General features: G+C 60.0%; 12 protein-coding genes and 2 tRNA genes. 5 read left to right on the top strand and 9 right to left on the bottom strand.

Annotation, left to right across the window (positions count from 1 at the left end):
• The first annotated feature begins 21 nt into the window (after positions 1-21).
• Positions 22-807 (top strand): enoyl-ACP reductase FabI, encoded by a 786-nt coding sequence (gene fabI / locus ACE3P0_RS01080; protein ID WP_374398967.1) that lies wholly within the window; start codon positions 22-24, stop codon positions 805-807.
• Between the two features lie 92 nt (positions 808-899).
• On the opposite strand, the gene ACE3P0_RS01075 is transcribed toward fabI, so the two are convergent.
• From ACE3P0_RS01075 to tig, 8 genes are all read right to left on the bottom strand, one after another.
• Positions 900-2,798, bottom strand: coding sequence for a SurA N-terminal domain-containing protein (locus ACE3P0_RS01075; RefSeq protein ID WP_374398965.1), 1,899 nt, complete (start codon positions 2,796-2,798; stop codon positions 900-902).
• A 65-nt stretch (positions 2,799-2,863) separates the two neighbouring features.
• Positions 2,864-2,940: transfer RNA gene (locus tag ACE3P0_RS01070), tRNA-Asp, on the bottom strand.
• Positions 2,941-2,965: 25 nt separating this feature from the next.
• A tRNA-Val gene (locus tag ACE3P0_RS01065) sits at positions 2,966-3,041 on the bottom strand.
• Between the two features lie 46 nt (positions 3,042-3,087).
• Complete coding sequence (locus ACE3P0_RS01060; protein WP_172200722.1) at positions 3,088-3,360, bottom strand: HU family DNA-binding protein; 273 nt, start codon at positions 3,358-3,360, stop codon at positions 3,088-3,090.
• Positions 3,361-3,584: 224 nt separating this feature from the next.
• Positions 3,585-6,002, bottom strand: a complete 2,418-nt coding sequence (gene lon, locus ACE3P0_RS01055; RefSeq protein ID WP_374398962.1) for an endopeptidase La — start codon at positions 6,000-6,002, stop codon at positions 3,585-3,587.
• Positions 6,003-6,080: 78 nt separating this feature from the next.
• Complete coding sequence (gene clpX, locus ACE3P0_RS01050) at positions 6,081-7,346, bottom strand: ATP-dependent Clp protease ATP-binding subunit ClpX (RefSeq protein WP_374398960.1); 1,266 nt, start codon at positions 7,344-7,346, stop codon at positions 6,081-6,083.
• Positions 7,347-7,375: 29 nt separating this feature from the next.
• A complete protein-coding gene (gene clpP, locus ACE3P0_RS01045) occupies positions 7,376-8,026 on the bottom strand; it encodes an ATP-dependent Clp endopeptidase proteolytic subunit ClpP (RefSeq protein ID WP_374398958.1) in 651 nt (216 codons plus the stop codon).
• A 13-nt stretch (positions 8,027-8,039) separates the two neighbouring features.
• Positions 8,040-9,350, bottom strand: a complete 1,311-nt coding sequence (gene tig / locus ACE3P0_RS01040) for a trigger factor (RefSeq protein WP_374398956.1) — start codon at positions 9,348-9,350, stop codon at positions 8,040-8,042.
• Between the two features lie 448 nt (positions 9,351-9,798).
• On the opposite strand from tig, the gene ACE3P0_RS01035 reads away from it, so the two are divergent.
• From ACE3P0_RS01035 to ACE3P0_RS01020, 4 genes are all read left to right on the top strand, one after another.
• Positions 9,799-11,721 carry a PrkA family serine protein kinase gene (locus ACE3P0_RS01035; protein WP_374398954.1) on the top strand — a complete coding sequence of 641 codons (1,923 nt, stop codon included), beginning with the start codon at positions 9,799-9,801 and terminating at the stop codon, positions 11,719-11,721.
• Positions 11,722-11,778: 57 nt separating this feature from the next.
• The gene (locus ACE3P0_RS01030; protein WP_374399360.1) at positions 11,779-13,044 is read left to right on the top strand and encodes a YeaH/YhbH family protein; all 1,266 of its coding nucleotides are present in this window, start codon (positions 11,779-11,781) and stop codon (positions 13,042-13,044) included.
• The gene (locus tag ACE3P0_RS01025; protein ID WP_374398952.1) at positions 13,041-14,567 is read left to right on the top strand and encodes a SpoVR family protein; all 1,527 of its coding nucleotides are present in this window, start codon (positions 13,041-13,043) and stop codon (positions 14,565-14,567) included. The genes ACE3P0_RS01030 and ACE3P0_RS01025 overlap by 4 nt, the downstream gene beginning before the upstream one ends.
• A gap of 146 nt (positions 14,568-14,713) precedes the next feature.
• Positions 14,714-15,142: a hypothetical protein gene (locus ACE3P0_RS01020; RefSeq protein ID WP_374398951.1), complete on the top strand. Its 429-nt coding sequence runs from the start codon at positions 14,714-14,716 to the stop codon at positions 15,140-15,142.
• A 276-nt stretch (positions 15,143-15,418) separates the two neighbouring features.
• On the opposite strand, the gene ACE3P0_RS01015 is transcribed toward ACE3P0_RS01020, so the two are convergent.
• The gene (locus ACE3P0_RS01015) at positions 15,419-16,552 is read right to left on the bottom strand and encodes a hypothetical protein (RefSeq protein WP_374398949.1); all 1,134 of its coding nucleotides are present in this window, start codon (positions 16,550-16,552) and stop codon (positions 15,419-15,421) included.
• Positions 16,553-16,620: the final 68 nt, after the last annotated feature.

The following is a 16,620-nucleotide window of genomic DNA, read 5'->3' as shown; positions in this document are numbered from 1 at the left end:
TCTGCAACAAGGAGACTGTATATGGGTTTTCTCGCCGGCAAGCGCATCCTCATTTGCGGCCTGCTCAGCAATCGGTCGATTGCTTACGGCATTGCCAAGGCCATGCATCGTGAGGGCGCACAACTTGCCTTCACCTACCAGAACGACCGTTTCCACGAGCGGATCAGCAAGTTCGCGGCGGAATTCGATTCCGACATGATCTTCCCATGCGACGTCGCCGACGACGCGCAGATCACGAGCCTGTTCGAAGCAATCGCTCAGCGGTGGGACGGCCTCGACAGTCTCGTGCATTCAATCGCCTTCGCTCCGAGCGAGGCGCTCGAGGGCGACTTCCTTGACGGCTTTTCGCGCGACGCGTTCCGCACTGCTCAGGAAGTATCCGCCTACAGCTTCCCAGCGCTCGCGAAAGCAGCCCGCCCGCTGATGAAAGGGCGTAACGGCTGTATGTTGACGATGTCGTATCTAGGTGCGGTCCGTTCGCTGCCGAACTACAACGTCATGGGCCTCGCCAAAGCGAGCCTTGAGGCATCGGTACGCTACATGGCGACGTGCGTTGGTCCTGAGGGGACGCGCGTCAACGCGATCTCTGCCGGTCCGATCAAGACACTGGCGGCGTCCGGCATCGGCAGTTTTGGCAAGCTTCTGGCGTTCAACGAACGAAACGCCCCGCTCCGCCGCAACGTAACGATCGAAGAGGTCGGCAACGCCGCTGCGTTCCTTTGTTCTGACCTTGCCTCCGGGATCACCGGCGAGATCATGTACGTCGATGGCGGCTTCAACACCACCGCCCTGGCCGCCGCGGACTAGGCGCCATGTCGCTGCTGTAGCACTGGCAGCAACAAGTGAAATAGAAACGGGCCCCGAAGGGCCCGTTTCTATTTGATGGCTGACCGACGCCATTACTCTTTTGCGTCAAAAGCCTTCGCACTGAACTTCACAGAGTAGCGATCCTTGAGCGCCTGCACATAGGCGCGCAGATCTTCCTCAGCAAGCAGGCGACCATATTGGCCTGCGAGGGCGGCACGACGCGGATCATTGGCAGCAAGCTGTGGCTTCGTCACCTGGCTGATACGGAACACTGCGTACCCTTGGTTCGGCACCGCTACGCCGACGTATGCCGGAAGCTTGTCCACCGGAGCGCGGAAAACTGCCTTCAAAGCTTCAAGCGGCAACGGGCCCGGCTTACCACGGGAAACAGCACCGCTCGGTCCCCACTTGGCATCGACCGTCTCGCCTTTGCTCAGCTTGGCGATCTGCGCCTCGCCATCTTTGGCTGCAAGTTTGATCGCCTCTTCCGTCGTGAGCTTCTGCTCGATCGCCGCGCGCACCTCGTCGAACGGGCGCACCGCCGCAGGCTTATGCTCAGTCACCCGAAGCGAAACCAGGGTGTTATTGCCGAGATCGATCGCCTCAGTATTGCGGCGGTTCTTCAATGCGTCGGCCGCAAACAGCGCAGTCATGACTTTCTCGTTGTCAAACGGTACCGCTCCCTTGCTGCCCTTGATGATCCAGTCACTCTGGCGCAGCGCAAGCTTGTACTTGTCAGCCGCCGGCTTCAGGCTATCCGGCTGCTCATAGACCGTATTGCCAAAGCTGTCGGCAATTTCGGCGTAGCGTTTAGCTGCCGCCGTACGCTTCAGCTCCTGAGCAATCTCAGCCTTGGCCTGGTCGAAAGACTTGGTGCCGCCACCGCGCACTTCTTCCAGGCGGATGATGTGATAGCCATAGTCGGTTTCGACAACGCCGCTCAACTGACCCGGTTTGAGCGAATACGCGGCATCCTCAAAAGGTTTGACCATCGCGCCGCGGCCGAAGAACCCAAGGTCACCACCGTTGGCGGCCGAGCCCGGATCCTGCGAGTTCGCCTTCGCCAATGCAGCAAAACTATCCGGCTTCTGCTGAAGCTGCTTCAACAGAGCTTCGGCCTTCTCCTTAGCTGCAGCACGCTTGGATGATCCGGCGTCTTTCGCAGCCTCGATCAGAATATGACGCGCACGACGCTCTTCTGGCGCCGAGTAGCGATCCTTGTTGGCGTCGTATTGCTTGCGGATTTCGTCGTCCGTGACGGTCGACTGTGCGGCCAACTCGTCCTGCGACAGCAGCACGTATTCAACCTTGATCTGCTCAGGTGTTTCGAAACGCGAGCGGTTGGCTTCGTATTCCTTCTTGGCCGCACCGTCCGCAAGCTTGACCTGCGGAACATAGGTCGCTGCCGAGAGCGCCCACATCGCAACTTCGCGGCTTTCGTCCTGAAGCTCGAGCCAACGATCAATCGTTGCAGAAGGCACGATCGCCGAGCGGGCGAGGCCGCCGATCAACTGCTGCTGCGCCAGATCCTGTGCGAGACCGGATTCGAAGCGCTCAACCGAGTAACCACGCGCAGCCAACATCTGCTCGTAGCGCTTCGGTGAAAACTTACCGTTCTCCTGGAAAGCAGGAATACCAGCAATGGTTTGACGTAGCGCGTCAGGCGCCGCACGCATCGAGTTGGCGTCCAGCTGAAGGTGAAGCAAGCGCTGATTGACGAGCCCTTCGACCACCGACCGCTTCAGCTCAGGGCGCTGCAGCATCGCCGGATCAAAAGCTTCGCCCATCTGGCCGCGGAGGCGATCCTGCTCTTCGCGAAGCGCTTGATCGAGTTCCTGCTGGGTCACCTTGCTGCGACCTACCTTGGCTACAAAATCATCGCGCCCGATATTCTGCAGATAGGACTCGATGCCGAAAAACGCGAAAGTAATCGCGATGAGCGCCAGGAGCACCTGGACAATACGCTTATTGTTGCGGACTGCGTCGAACATGCTGCGATCGGGGGACCAAGAAAAGTTGTAGATACAAAAAAGGCGAACTCACGTTCGCCTCGTTGTGGCGGAGTGGACGGGACTCGAACCCGCGACCCCCGGCGTGACAGGCCGGTATTCTAACCGACTGAACTACCACTCCGCGCCTGATTGTCCAGCCTGAGGGCTGGTGGGTGCTGACGGGCTCGAACCGCCGACATTCGCCTTGTAAGGGCGACGCTCTACCAACTGAGCTAAGCACCCGCTCTGCTGAGCGCCGCCGTGAATCCGCGGCAATCAGTAAAGCACATTAGTTTACCGCATCCTTGAGCGCTTTGCCAGGGCGGAACTTCGGAACCTTCGCCGCCTTGATCTTGATCGTCGCGCCAGTTCTCGGATTGCGCCCGGTGCGAGCGGCGCGCTTGCCGACAGAGAACGTACCAAAACCGACCAGCGTCACGTCGTTGCCCTTCTTGAGCGACTGCTTGACGGCAGCGATCGTCGCATCCAGCGCGCGCCCTGCTGCTGCCTTGGAAATTTCGGCCTGCTTTGCGATGACCTCGATCAACTCGGATTTGTTCACAAAAGCCCCCTCAATTCTTCGGTAGTGGGAAATGGAGTCCTGCAAGCCAATGCTGGCGCGGGTTTCAGCACCCCACGCATCCACAAGCCTGTCAGGGCTTTATAAACGAGCGCAAAGCGCGGTGTCAAGCCGCTTTGCGGCGCAACTGAGCCCCGTCAGAAGCCTTAAAAACAAAGGGCCGGGCACTTAAAAAGTGCCCGGCCCTTGCTCGATGATTGCCTTGATCAGTGCTTCACCAACACCGAAGTCGGCTCGCCATCCGTCTGAGGTGGCGCAGCCGTTTCCTCTGCGGCAACGTCAGACAGCGGCTCGGGCTTCCGCTCGAGTGCGAGTTCGAGCACCTTGTCGATCCACTTGACGGGGACAATTTCAAGGCGATCCCGAATCTCGGGCGGCAGGTCCTGCAGATCCTTGACGTTCTCTTCCGGAATCAAGGCAGTACGGATACCACCACGGACTGCTGCGAAGAGCTTCTCTTTCAGGCCACCAATCGCCAGCACCTCGCCCCGCAGGGTGATTTCGCCCGTCATCGCCACATCAGCCCGGACAGGAATGCCCGTCAGCACCGATACCAGCGCCGTCGCAATTGCTATACCGGCAGACGGGCCATCCTTAGGCGTCGCGCCCTCAGGCAAGTGAATGTGGATATCGCTCTTCTGATAGAAGTCGTCGGCGATGCCAAGTTGCTTGGCTCGCTTGCGAACAACAGAGAGCGCAGCCTGAATCGACTCCTGCATCACTTCGCCGAGCTTGCCGGTCGTCAACACCTTGCCTTTGCCAGGCAAGACGACCGATTCGATCGTCAGCAACTCACCACCGACTTCCGTCCAGGCCAGCCCCGTGACCTGACCCACCTGGTTTTCCTTCTCCGCAACACCAAACGTGTAGCGCCGGACACCCAGATATTTGTCGAGCGTTTTTGCGTTGACGACGACCTTACTGCTGCGTGCTCGCAGGACGATGGACTTCACCACCTTGCGGCAGATCTTCGAAATTTCGCGCTCGAGGCTGCGAACGCCGGCTTCACGTGTATAGAAACGAACGATGTCGCGGATCGCATCTTCGGTAACCGAAAGTTCTTCGCGCTTGATGCCGTTGTTCTTCATCTGCTTCGGAAGCAGATAGCGCTGCGCAATGCTGACCTTCTCATCCTCGGTATAACCCGACAGACGGATGATCTCCATGCGATCCAACAAGGGCGCAGGAATGTTCAGGCTATTGGCCGTCGCGACGAACATCACGTCCGAAAGGTCGTATTCGACTTCAACGTAATGATCGACAAACGTGCTGTTCTGCTCCGGATCGAGCACCTCCAGCAAGGCCGAACTCGGATCGCCGCGGAAATCGGCTCCCATCTTGTCGACTTCGTCCAACAGGAACAGCGGGTTGCGCACTGCAACCTTGGTCATGTTCTGCAGGATCTTGCCGGGCATCGACCCGATGTACGTACGGCGGTGGCCACGAATCTCCGCCTCGTCGCGGACACCGCCGAGACTCATGCGAACAAACTTGCGATTCGTTGCCTTCGCGATCGACTGACCGAGCGAGGTCTTGCCGACACCCGGAGGTCCGACGAGGCAAAGAATCGGCGCCTTCAGTTTGTCCACGCGCTGCTGCACGGCAAGGTACTCAAGGATCCGCTCCTTCACCTTCTCAAGGCCATGGTGATCCTTGTCGAGGATCTTCTGCGCCTCGGCGAGATCCTTGCTGATCCGTGATTTTTTCTTCCACGGCAACCCGACCAGCGTTTCAATGAAGTTGCGAACGACCGTCGCTTCGGCCGACATTGGCGACATCATCTTGAGCTTTTTGAGTTCGGATTGAGCCTTTGCAGTCGCCTCCTTGCTCATGCCGGAAGCCTTGATTTTCTTCTCAAGGTCTTCGAGGTCGGCGCCCTCTTCGCCTTCGCCAAGCTCCTTCTGAATCGCCTTGACCTGCTCGTTCAGGTAGTACTCGCGCTGACTCTTCTCCATCTGCCGTTTCACGCGGCCACGGATGCGCTTTTCAACCTGCAGGATGTCGAGTTCAGTCTCGAGCTGTGACAGCAGACGCTCCATCCGCTCGATGACACTGACGAGTTCGAGGATGCTCTGCTTCTGCTCAAGCTTGAGCGGCAGATGTGCCGCAATGGTGTCCGCAAGGCGACCCGGCTCGTCGATGCCCGACAGCGAAGTCAGGATCTCCGGCGGGATCTTCTTGTTCAGTTTTACGTACTGATCGAACTGCGCCAGGATTGCCCGACGCATTGCTTCGACTTCGTGGTTCTGAACCTCGTCACCCTTGAGCGGAACGACCTGCGCAACGAATACCGTACGCTGGTCTTCGACCGCGTTCAGCTGCGCACGCTGCGTCCCCTCAACCAGCACTTTGACGGTGCCGTCGGGGAGCTTGAGCATCTGAAGAATGTTGGCGATACAGCCGATCTCGTAGAGATCCTCGGCGCTCGGCTCATCTTTGGCTGCAGACTTCTGGGCAACAAGCAAAATGCTCTTGCCGGCCTCCATTGCATTTTCGAGCGCCTTGATGGATTTCGGGCGCCCGACGAACAACGGAATAACCATGTGGGGGAACACGACGACATCCCGCAGCGGCAGCAGTGGGAGTTCGATCTGTTCCTGGGGGAGGTCAGGCAAGCTTGACATGTCCGTTTCCTTCTTGGCGAGTACCGGGGATATGGGGATCCCCGGTGCGCGTTTCAAGCCGACCTGTTGAGGGCCGGATCAGTTGGAGCCGGAAACCTTCGGCTGGTCAGCGTAGATGAGAATCGGCTGGCCGGTACCTTCGATCGTGCTGTCGTCGACGACGACCTTGGACACGTTTTCCATACCAGGCAGCTCATACATGATGTCGAGCAGCGTCGCTTCGATGATCGAGCGAAGCCCGCGCGCACCGGTTTTGCGTTTGAGTGCCTTGCGGGCAATTGCCTGCAGCGCGGTCGGGCGCACTTCCAACTCCACGCCCTCCATCGAGAACAGCTTCTGGTACTGCTTGACGAGCGCATTCTTCGGCTCGACCAGAATCTGAATCAGTGCTGTTTCGTCGAGTTCCTGCAGGGTCGCAACGACCGGCAAGCGGCCGATGAATTCGGGGATCAGGCCGTACTTGATCAAGTCTTCGGGCTCAACCGCGCGCAGCGCCTCGCCGACATTACGCGAGTCACGACTCTTGACCGAAGCACCGAAGCCAATGCCGACTGTCTCCGAACGATTGCGGATGACCTTCTCCAGCCCGTCGAATGCACCACCGCAAATGAACAGGATGTTCGTGGTATCCACCTGAACGAAATCCTGGTTCGGATGCTTACGACCGCCCTGCGGGGGCACGGCCGCGACCGTGCCTTCGATCAGCTTCAGCAACGCCTGCTGCACGCCTTCGCCCGATACATCGCGCGTGATCGAAGGGTTGTCTGCCTTGCGGGAGATCTTGTCGATCTCGTCGATATAGACGATGCCCTGCTGCGCCTTCTCGACGTCGTAGTCGCACTTCTGCAGCAGCTTCTGGATGATGTTCTCGACGTCTTCGCCAACGTAGCCCGCTTCAGTCAGCGTGGTTGCATCGGCCATCACGAACGGTACGTTCAGCAGTCGAGCCAGCGTTTGCGCGAGCAAGGTCTTGCCGGAGCCTGTGGGCCCGATCAGCAGGATGTTGCTCTTCGAAATTTCCACGTCATCGCTGCGCGACTGGTGGCGCAAACGCTTGTAGTGGTTGTAAACGGCAACCGAGAGAATCCGCTTGGCCGGATCTTGCCCGATCACGTACTGATCGAGGATCGCGCCAATTTCCTTCGGGGTCGGCAAATCCGCACGATCGGCCTTGGCCGTGGCATCGCCGCCGACTTCATCACGAATGATGTCGTTGCACAGCTCGATACACTCGTCGCAGATGAACACCGACGGGCCCGCAATCAGTTTGCGGACCTCGTGCTGGCTCTTGCCGCAGAACGAGCAATACAGCAGCTTTTCACCGCCGGTCTTTTTTTCAGCCATGCTCGCGTCTCGCTAAATTACGTCTTCAGTTACTCGCCGACCTGGACCCGGCTGGACAGCACCTTGTCGACCAGACCATACGCCACAGCGTCTTCGGCCGACATGAAGTTGTCGCGATCGGTATCCCGTTCGATCTGTTCGACCGTCTGCCCGGTGTTGCGGGCAAGAATGTCGTTGAGTTTTGCGCGCAGCGACAGGATCTCGCGCGCATGGATCTCGATATCGGACGCCTGCCCCTGGAAACCACCCAAAGGCTGGTGAATCATGATGCGCGAGTTGGGCAGCGAGATCCGCTTGCCCTTCGCGCCAGCGGCCAGCAGGAACGCGCCCATGCTGGCCGCCTGCCCGACGCACAGCGTGCTGACGTCGGGTTTGATGAACTGCATGGTGTCGAAGATCGCCATGCCGGCAGTAACCGAACCCCCGGGGGAGTTGATGTAGAAGTAGATATCCTTGTCCGGATTGTCTGCCTCAAGGAACAGCAACTGGGCGACCACCAGATTGGCGGTCGCGTCATTGACCGGCCCGACGAGGAAAACGATGCGCTCCTTGAGCAGGCGCGAGTAGATGTCGTAGGCGCGCTCGCCACGACCGCTCTGCTCTACCACCATCGGCACCAGACCAAGACCCTGAGGTTCCCAGTCCGACTGCCACGAAGCGCTGGTTCGGTTACGGTTCATATAGCCCTTCCGCTTAGCGGCCGGTGTTGTTGCCCATCAGTTCGTCGAAAGCGACTGGAGTATCCGTCGCCTGCGCCGTCTTGAGCACCCACTCGACCACGTTGTCTTCAATCACGATTGCTTCCGCTTGCGCCAGGCGCTGCGGTTGCGAGTAGTACCACTTCACGACTTCGGCCGGATCCTCGAAGCTCGACGCGTAGTCGTCGACCATCGCACGGATCTGTTCCGGCTTGGCGTGGAGTTCATTCTTCTTCACCACTTCCGCGAGCACAAGGCCCAGCTTCACGCGGCGCACTGCTTGGTCAGCAAACCAGGCCGGCTCAATCGGCATTTTGGAGACATCCATGCCGCGCTGAGCGAAATCCTGACGTGCGTTGTCAGCCAACTGCGCGCTCTCGGTTTCAACCAACGCCTTCGGCACATCGACCGGATTCGCTTCCAGCAGCAGGTTCATCGCCTGCTCCTTGACGCGGGCCTGGATGCGACGGCGTACTTCACGCTCGAGATTGGCCTTCACTTCTTCGCGCATCTTGGCCACGTCGCCATCGGCAACGCCCAGCGTTTTGGCGAATTCGCCGTCAACTTCCGGCAACTTCGGCGCTTCAACCTTCTTGACCGTGACTTCGAACTGCACCGTCTTGCCAGCCAGATCCTGCGCCTGGTAGTCGGCCGGGAAGGTCAGGTCGAAGGTTTTGTTGTCGCCAGCCTTGAGGCCCTTAACCTGCGACTCGAAATCGGCCAGCATGTTCCCGGCGCCGATCACGAACGGGAAATCTTCGGCGGTACCGCCCTGGAACGGCTCGCCATCCTTCTTGCCGACGAAATCAACGGTCACGCGATCACCGTCTTCGGCAGCGCGCTCAGCGGCTTCAAACGTGGTGCGCTGCTTGCGCAGGATTTCGATCGTGCGATCGACTTCTGCTTCGCCAACGGTCAGTACCGGGCGCTCGATCGACTTGCCGCTGATGTCGGCCAGCGCGATTTCCGGATACACCTCGAAGGTCGCCGAGAACTCAAGCACTTCGGCCGCATTGCCCGGCTTCGCTTCGATGCGCGGATAGCCTGCGACACGCAGGTTCTGCTCGCGCACCTTTTCGCCAAAGGCCTTTTCCACCGCGGCGCCGATCGCCTCGGAGCGCGCCTGCGGACCATACGTCTGCGAGACGATCTTGAACGGCACCTTGCCGGGACGGAAACCCGGCATCTTGACGGTGCGGGAGAGCTTCTTCAGGCGCGCTTCGACTTCGCGTTCGACGTCAGCGACAGTCACGGACATGTCGATGCGGCGCTCGAGTGCGCCAAGCGTCACTTCGTTGGTCTGCATTCAGTTGATTCCTTGGATGACGACAGAAGGGCGCCCCGCCACCTCTCCGTGGCGTCGCCGGCAAGGCGAGACACAGGACGACAGGGAGCCCACCGGTAATTTTCGGTGGTTCTCGAAACCTTTAATGCTACCACAGCATACCGGCACGACCGGAAGGTTCCCTGCGAAGCCCAAAAGCGCGCTCAAAACGTTGTTTTGGATAGTAAACGTGGGCATTCGAGACGCTTTCCGACAAAAACTGGCGTGCGCCGCGTCGTGATCGCCACAACAGCGGCGTCAAAAATCTGCCTGGCGGATTATCGTGTGGGGAACCAGACTCAATGAACGCCTGTCCTCGCACTGGAGTGTGCATCGGGCATCTCAACTTTTCCGGCAGTACAACCGTTATTGCAAGTCATGTGCGGCGCCAGTCCGAGCCCATCGGACGGCATGAGGAGGAGGTTCGGTCATGAGTATCTTCGCAAGCTACCAGGCCCGATTCGACGCCACGAAGGAAGAGGAGCTCTCAATCCAGGAGTACCTCGAACTTTGCCGATCAGATCCGCTCGCTTACGCCACCGCAGCCGAACGCATGCTGATGGCGATTGGCGAGCCCGAGATGCTCGACACGCGCCTTGACCCACGCATGTCGCGGATCTTCTCGAACAAGGTCATCAAGATCTATCCCGCCTTCCGCGAGTTCTACGGCATGGAGGAGGCGATCGAGAACATCGTCTCGTACTTCCGCCACGCGGCGCAGGGCCTGGAAGAAAAGAAGCAGATCCTCTATCTGCTGGGGCCGGTCGGCGGCGGAAAGTCCTCGCTGGCCGAGCGCCTGAAGAGCCTGATCGAACAGATGCCGTTCTACGCGATCAAGGGTTCGCCGGTGCATGAATCGCCGCTCGGGCTGTTCGATCTGAAGGAGGACGGGCGGATCCTGCAGGACGATTACGGCATCCCTGCGCGCTACCTCAACACGATCATGTCGCCGTGGGCGGTCAAGCGCCTGCATGAGTTCAACGGCGACATCACTAAATTCCGCGTCGTCAAACTGCGTCCGTCGGCACTGCATCAGACGGCGGTGGCAAAGACCGAACCGGGCGACGAGAACAACCAGGACATCTCGTCGCTCGTCGGCAAGGTCGATATCCGCATGCTCGACCGCTATTCGCAAAGCGACCCGGACGCCTACTCGTACTCGGGTGGCCTGTGCCTTGCAAACCGCGGCCTGCTCGAATTCGTCGAGATGTTCAAGGCGCCGATCAAGGTGCTGCACCCCTTGCTGACAGCCACACAAGAAGGCAATTACAAGGGGACGGAGGGATTCGGGGCGATTCCGTTTGACGGCATCATCCTCGCGCACTCGAACGAATCCGAATGGATCCAGTTCCGGAATAACCGCAACAACGAGGCCTTCCTGGACCGCATCTACACCGTAAAGGTGCCCTACTGCCTGCGGGTATCGGAAGAGATCCGCATTTACGAGAAGCTGCTGCAGAACAGCTCGCTGTCCGCAGCCCCTTGCGCGCCGGACACGCTGAAGATGCTCGCCCAGTTCGTTGCGCTGTCGCGGCTGAAAGAGCCGGAGAACTCCAGCATCTATTCAAAGATGCGTGTCTATGACGGTGAAAACCTCAAGGACACCGACCCGAAGGCCAAGTCATATCAGGAATACCGCGACTACGCCGGGGTGGATGAGGGCATGGCCGGGTTATCGACCCGGTTCGCGTTCAAGGTGCTGTCGCGGGTATTCAACTTCGACCATCGCGAAGTCGCGGCCAACCCGGTGCACCTGATGTACGTGCTCGAACAGCAGATCGAGCAGGAGCAATTCCCGCCTGAGGTCGAGCAGCGCTACAACGCCTTCATCAAGGAGTTTCTGGCGCCCCGCTACGCTGAATTCATCGGCAAGGAGATCCAGACCGCTTACCTTGAGAGCTATTCGGAGTACGGGCAGAACATCTTTGATCGCTACGTGATCTACGCCGACTTCTGGATCCAGGATCAGGAATACCGCGACCCGAACACCGGCGAGATCTTCGACCGCTCCGCGCTCAACGACGAACTGGAGAAGATCGAGAAGCCGGCCGGGATCAGCAACCCGAAAGACTTCCGCAACGAGGTCGTGAACTTCGTGCTACGGGCCCGCGCCAAGAACAACGGCAAGAACCCGAGCTGGACGTCGTACGAGAAGCTGCGCGCGGTGATCGAGAAGAAGATGTTCTCGAACACGGAAGACCTGCTGCCGGTCATTTCCTTTACGCCCAAGGGCAGCCAGGAGGAGCAGAAGAAGCACCAGGACTTCGTCAATCGCATGATCACCAAGGGTTACACCGAGAACCAGGTACGGCTGCTGTGCGACTGGTACTTGCGCGTGCGCAAGTCGTCCTGAGCGCCGCGTCTTTCTGAACGGTTGCGCCAGCCTCGCGCTGGCGCGGGGATGCCCACGATGGTCCGCATCATCGACAGGCGGTTCGACAGCAAGAACAAAAGCGCGGTCAATCGCCAGCGCTTCTTTCGGCGCTTCAAGCAACAGATTCGCAAAGCGGTAGCCGACGCGATCGACGGCCGCTCGATCCGCGACGTCGATAACGGCGAAAGCGTGTCGATTCCGACCAAGGACATTTCCGAGCCGCAATTCGGTTTGGGGCGTGGCGGCGAATGGGAAACGGTGTTCTCGGGCAACGACCAGTTCGACGCCGGAGACGAGGTGGATCGCCCGATTGGCGGCAGCGGCGGTTCCGGCAAGGGCAAGGCGAGCAACGAAGGAGAAGGTGAAGACGACTTCGTCTTCCAGCTCTCGCGCGAAGAGTTCCTCGATGTGTTCTTCGATGACCTCGCGCTGCCGAACCTGGTGAAGACGCAGCTCGCGGCGATTCCCGAATACAAGCTGCAGCGCGCGGGTTTCACATCCAGTGGCACGCCAGCCAATATCAATATCGTGCGCTCGCTACGCGGCGCGTTGGGCCGCAGGCTGGCACTCGGCTCGCCCTACTCCGCGCAGTTGCGCGAAGCGCTCGACAGGCTCGACACGCTACGCAAGACCCTTCCCGACACTGACCCAGAGGTGGAAGCACTGCTGGAGGAAATCGCTACGCTGCGCGCGAAGATCGAGGGCATCCCGTTCATCGACAAGGTCGACCTTCGCTACAACAATCGCATCCGCGTGCCCAAGCCTTCCACGCGCGCGGTGATGTTCTGCGTGATGGACGTTTCGGGCTCGATGGATGAAGAGAAGAAGGCAACGGCCAAGCGCTTCTTCATGCTGCTGTACCTGTTCCTGACGCGGAACTACGAGAAGATCGAAGTGGTGTTCATCCGCCATCACACGGTGGCGAAGGAAGTCGACGAAGAGGACTTTTTCCACTCGCGCGAATCCGGCGGTACGGTGGTGTCCAGCGCGTTGGAACTGATGAAGGACATCATCCAGGAGCGCTACGCCACCAACCTTTGGAACATCTACGGCGCGCAGGCCTCCGACGGCGACAACTGGGAGAACGACTCGCCGCGCTGCCGCGAATTGCTGGCGGACAACATCCTGCCCTTTGTGCAGCACTTCGCTTACATCGAGATCACACCGGGCGAACCACAGAATCTTTGGCGAGAGTACGAAAAGCTGCAAGGCAGCCACCCGAACTTCGCGATGCAGCGAATCGAAGCGCTCGCGAACATCTACCCGGTTTTCCGCGAACTCTTCAAGAAGAGCAGCGTATGAAAAAACGCCGCAACAAGCCGCTACCCGCGCCCGCGGAATGGACTTTCGAGCTGATCGAAACCTACCACCGCGAGATCGCCCGCGTCGCCGAAATGCATGGCCTGGATACCTATCCCAACCAGATCGAGGTCATCACCTCCGAGCAGATGATGGACGCCTACGCCTCGGTCGGTATGCCGGTGAACTACCACCACTGGAGCTTCGGCAAGCATTTCCTGTCCACCGAGAAGGGCTACCGGCGCGGCCAGATGGGGCTGGCCTACGAAATCGTCATCAACTCCAACCCCTGCATCGCCTATCTCATGGAAGAGAACACCATGACGATGCAGGCACTGGTGATCGCCCACGCTGCCTATGGCCACAACTCCTTCTTCAAGGGCAACTACCTGTTCCGCACTTGGACAAACGCCGACGCGATCATCGATTACCTGGTGTTTGCACGCAGCTACATCACCCAGTGCGAAGAGCGCTACGGTGAGGAAGAGGTCGAGTTGTTGCTAGATTCCTGCCACGCACTAATGAACATCGGCGTCGACCGCTACAAGCGCCCGCCGAAGCTCTCGCTGGAAAAAGAACAGCTGCGCCAGCATGAACGTGAGGAATACCTGCAAAGCCAGGTGAACGATCTGTGGCGCACATTGCCCGCGCATGACGTGAAACCGAGCGAAGTGCAGGCGGTGCGCTTTCCTCCCGAGCCGGAAGAGAACGTGCTGTACTTCTTCGAGAAGCATGCGCCTTTGCTCGAACCCTGGCAGCGTGAGGTCGTCCGCATCGTGCGCAAGATCGCGCAGTACTTCTTCCCGCAGCGGCAAACACAGGTGATGAACGAGGGGTGGGCCACCTTCTGGCACTACACGCTCCTCAACACGCTGTACGACGAGGGCCTGCTGGGCGACTCGTTCATGATGGAGTTCCTGCACTCGCATACCAACGTGGTGATGCAACCGCCGTACAACTCCAAATGGTATTCGGGCATCAACCCTTATGCGCTGGGGTTCGCGATGTGGAGCGACATCCGACGCATCTGCGAGCACCCCACCGAAGAAGACTACCGCTGGTTCCCCGATATCGCCGGCGGCAACTGGCACGAGGTGTTCGACTTCGCGATGCGCAGCTTCAAGGACGAGAGCTTCATCGCGCAGTTCCTGTCGCCGAAGCTGATTCGCGACTTCAAGCTGTTCGCGGTGCTCGACGACGATCGCAACCAGAAGCTACATGTCACGGCGATCCACGACGAAGCCGGCTATCGCGCGATCCGCGAGAAGTTGTCGGACCAGTACAACATCGGTAGCCGCGAACCCAGCATCCAGGTTTGGAATGTCGATCTGCGTGGCGACCGTTCGTTGACGCTGCGCCACCATGCCTACCACCGCCGCCCAATCGGTGACGGCATGGACGAAGTGCTGCGCCATGTCGCGCGGCTATGGGGCTTCAACGTTCGGCTGGAGACCCAGCACGAAGACGGCCGCGTGGAAACCCTGCGGGAAATGCGGTTCGAGCGGCGCCAGCCGCGAGCCGCCTGATCCCCAGCCCCGTCTACGCAGACGTCTGTAACCTGGGGCGGCCTCGCCCCAGCCGCCCGATTAACTTCAACTTCCACGCAGCTGCGCGGCTCAAGTTTGCTTCGATGATCCCGCCCTTGCGCCAAGCCGTGTTCCGGATTGATCGCATGCTGGCCGAGAAATCAGGCGCCGAGTCGATTGCAAGGGCGCTATCGCTTGCCGCGACACAGGATCATCTGCTGTCTGAGTTTTTCTGGCCAGGCTATCGCCGACGCGCTGACTTTGAAGCGGTGCCGACCTATTTGCCCCATGCTGGCATACGTTTAGCCGTTCAGGCGGCAACGCCGCAGGAGGTGCGGCGCTCACTGGCCCGTGCCTTGATGGCCAAGAGCGACGATGGCGCGATGGAACCGACGTTGCGGGAAAGGCTTGAGGCGCTTGGGGAGAAGCCCCGCTTTGAGGAAGAAACGCGCTTCGAACACAGCGCTGCAACCCGCTTGCTTCGCGAGCGCTACGGAGAACTGATTACCCGCATGGACCAAGCGTGGCTATCCGAGAACAAATTGGCATGGAGCCAGCAGCACGCGAGCGCGTAAGCTGAATCGGACCAACCCGTTCCGGAGGAAGAAGTCGCAGAAGCACCGAAAACGCGTGCGCCGCGGCAGGCTCGTAAGCCCCGTATCGAGGTGGAGCCCCACTCGCCGGGGCTGGATACGGTGAACGAGGCGTTCCAACGCTCCAACCTGCACCTCGCAAAAGGGTCGACCGGGGATGCGCTCAAAGAGGCGGAACGCTGGGCCGCCGCCGTTGCGGCCAGCGGAAGCGCAGGCAAGGTATCGAACTAAGCTCCGCGAACCGCGTCAGCGTACCGCTCAAGTCCCGGGCGTCTGAAATGCACCGGGCGACCAACGTGCCGGCGCGACCGGGCGAGTGTGTAGCGGATGAACATACTCGGCGCTCGGCGTGAGATCGACGCCGCCAGCTGCCACGCCAGCCTTCGCGGCCGCGCCGAAGAGTTTTGAATCCTTGCGCAGGTGGTAGTCGTCACGCTGCGGGCGCACGAAATCCGGCCAGTCCCCTACCACGTTGCCCTGCCCCGCCCCGGCTGGCAGATCGAGCGATGCGCCCTGCCCCACCAAGATGTTGTTCACCGCCACAACTGCTACGCCGGCAAGCGCATCAAGCATCCGCGCACCTTGTGGGCGATCGTTCACGATCGTGTTGTGCGCAAGGTAGAGCGCATTCTTCGGCCACTTCAGGCCTTCGGCGCCAAAGCTGATGATCTTGCTGTTCTCGGTGGTGCTGGATTGTTCGATCTGGTTACCCACCACAAGCGCGGTGCCGCCGGAAGGGAATTCCAGTTCATAGCTCGCGCGACCGCCAATTTCGTCCGTCAGGCGGTTATAAAGGATGCGGGTGTCGCGCGCGCGCGACTTCAGTAGATGGCCAACGTTGGCATGGTGGAAGTAGCTGCCGGTGACCTGCAGGCTGGCAATCGCGCCGACATACAGATTGTGACTCTGGCCCTCGCCCGAGCCGTTGTAACCGAATTCGCTGCGCTCGATCTCAAGCGACAGGCGCTCGTCATTCGCGGTCAGGATGCCGTTTTCGTTCTCAAGGAAGCGGCAGCCGACCACGGTGAGCTTGCCCGCTTCATGGCGGATGCCGGCGCCGTTGTGATCACGCACCTTGGCGCCACGGAACTCAAGGTTCTCGATCCGAATGCGATCCCCGCGCACGACGAAGATCGCCTTGCTCTCGGCCGCGGCGCCCATGGCAATCAGTTTGGGCATTGCACCAACACCGCGAATCGTCAGATCTTGCTGTGTCCAGACCGCGACATCGGCTTTGTAGTCGCCCGAGGCAATCTCGACGACGTCGCCGTCGCGCGCCATGCGGGCGGCCTCAGCGATCGTGTGGATACGTTCGGCCGGGCCGACGCGCAGGGTTTCCGCCCACGCGCTGCACGTAACAACGCAGCTCACAAGGACGGAAAGGCGGGACAAGGTTGAGGGGCGCCGCGGGCCCGCCTGCCCGCTGCGCCCCGCGCCGGGAAGTGGGAGTGGCCGCCGAA

It is taken from the genome of Niveibacterium sp., assembly GCF_041909475.1.
In the GTDB taxonomy this organism is placed as follows: Bacteria; Pseudomonadota; Gammaproteobacteria; order Burkholderiales; family Rhodocyclaceae; genus Niveibacterium.
Note: the sequence above shows the minus strand (reverse complement) of the source record. Positions and strands in the feature narration are given on the sequence as shown.